3 protein-coding genes are annotated in these 1,892 nt (G+C 53.5%); 2 read left to right on the top strand and 1 reads right to left on the bottom strand.

The genetic code is table 11. The features are described from left to right. A partial coding sequence (locus H6F43_RS00940) for a CHAT domain-containing protein (RefSeq protein WP_190340157.1) occupies positions 1-606 on the top strand: 606 nt, incomplete at its 5' end. A gap of 10 nt (positions 607-616) precedes the next feature. On the opposite strand, the gene H6F43_RS00935 is transcribed toward H6F43_RS00940, so the two are convergent. After that, entirely contained in the window at positions 617-1,114 is a 498-nt protein-coding gene (locus tag H6F43_RS00935) for a GNAT family N-acetyltransferase (RefSeq protein ID WP_190340156.1), read from the bottom strand. A 424-nt stretch (positions 1,115-1,538) separates the two neighbouring features. Here H6F43_RS00935 and H6F43_RS00930 point away from each other — a divergent pair. Beyond that, positions 1,539-1,892: WecB/TagA/CpsF family glycosyltransferase (locus H6F43_RS00930; protein ID WP_190340155.1), on the top strand; the 354-nt coding region annotated here is incomplete at its 3' end.

Raw genomic sequence — 1,892 nt, 5'->3', positions numbered from 1 at the left:
GCGGTGCCGCTGGAGTTGGCGTCTGTGTTGCAGCCGTGGGTGGGACAGTCGTTTCTGAACGAAGCCTTTACTCTCAACAATCTGAAAGCGCAGCGCCAACAGCAGCCCTTTGGAATTGTCCACTTGGCGACCCATGCTGAATTTAATCCCGGTAGTCCGCAAAATTCCTTTATTCAACTCTGGGATACGAAGCTGCGGCTGAACGATGTGCGGCAGTTGGGCTTGAGCAATCCGCCTGTAGAACTCTTGGTGCTGAGTGCGTGTCGCACTGCGCTCGGCGACGTGCAAGCTGAGCTAGGGTTTGCGGGACTCGCCTATCAGCTAGGGGTGCGATCGATTTTGGCAAGCCTCTGGGCGGTCGATGATGAAGGAACTCTAGCGCTGATGTCCGAGTTCTACCCGCGCCTGAAGCAGGCACCCATCAAAGCCGACGCCCTGAGACAGGCACAGCTTGCAATGATTCGCAAACAGGTGCGAATTGAGCAAGGCGAACTGGTGACCTCTACGGGGCGGATTCCATTGCCGAGCGATCTGGCGCAGTCCAGCAAAGATATGTCCTACCCGTTCTACTGGGCGGCGTTTACTCTGGTGGGCAACCCGTGGTAGATGGCGCGACTTAGCCTGCGCTAATCTCCCATCTCCATACAGGTCCATCGTCCGGATCAATCAACTCTGATACCTGAGTCATGCCGCACTTTTCTAACACCCTAGTTGATGCGCTCGGCTCTGCTAGCGTGTGAGCGCAAACGCAGTCCACGCCGTCTGAGGCAAATGCAATCTCAATCAGTTGGCGTGCCGCAGACGTTGCAAACCCTCTGCCCTGGTAGCTGGGAGCAACCGAGTAACCAATTTCAACGGTGCGGCTAGGATCGGGAGCCGACTTAAAGCCTCCCAGTCCGACTAACGCTCGATCGGGGCGAAAAAGAAACAGATACGGCAGCCATGGATGCGACATTTGCGACGTTTGTATGGCGTTCAGACTGTACTGAAGCGCTCCTTCAAACGGTAAGTAGCCGTCAACGACCTGAAACCCGTACGCGGCTCGAAACGCATCCGAACCCTCAATCAGCTTTTCAAGGTGGTCAGGCGAACACGGAACAAGTTCGATCGTCATCATGCGACCTTGTATCGATTTGGAATTGCAACGGCTTGATTTCGTCAACGGTTCAGTCATTCGTCCGATCGCGGGAATTTGGTATCATTACCTAGTCGGAAAATCGGTTCGATGTCCGCTGACTGGGTAGCAGCGATCAGTTTTTTCTACAGTGGTTGAAGCCGAGTATCCAGACGCTGCCAGGAAAAACTGCTGCGACTTGAAGCCACTCCCTGCAAATTCTGCTAATACCAATTCTCTAAATTCCAGCTACAGATCAAAACGCTAAAACGTAGACGGATTGGATGATCTGCAATTACAAATTACGAATTACGAATTGCGAATTGGTATAACCTGCCTGCAAAACCCACAGGATCGAGTAAGATCAACTGCTTGAAAGCACAATGATCACAACTGATCGCAGTGGTGTCTGGAGGTGAGGAGAATGCAGCGGTTGAATGCAGAAACGCCCGAAGTTTACTCGGTGTTGGGGTTGCCCATTCATTTGCTTAGGAACTATGCGGTGTGGCTTAAAGAAAGGGTTCGTCAATCTCGCGGCTGTCATGTGGTGACGCTGAATGCCGAGATGACCATGCAGGCAGAGCGCAATCCCAGTCTTGCGGGCGTGATTCGTCAGGCAGAACTCGTGATTCCCGATGGGGCGGGCGTGGTGCTGTACTTACGGCTGCAGGGACGATCGATCCAGCGCTGTCCCGGTATCGAACTGGCAGAAGCGCTCCTGGTTCAGTTTGGGCAAGAGAAGCTAGGGTCTGTGTTTTTCTATGGCGGTGCGCCAGGA

The sequence above is a fragment of the Leptolyngbya sp. FACHB-36 genome, assembly GCF_014695955.1.
Taxonomy (GTDB): domain Bacteria; phylum Cyanobacteriota; class Cyanobacteriia; order Leptolyngbyales; family Leptolyngbyaceae; genus FACHB-36.
This window is presented reverse-complemented; position numbering and strand designations above follow the sequence as displayed.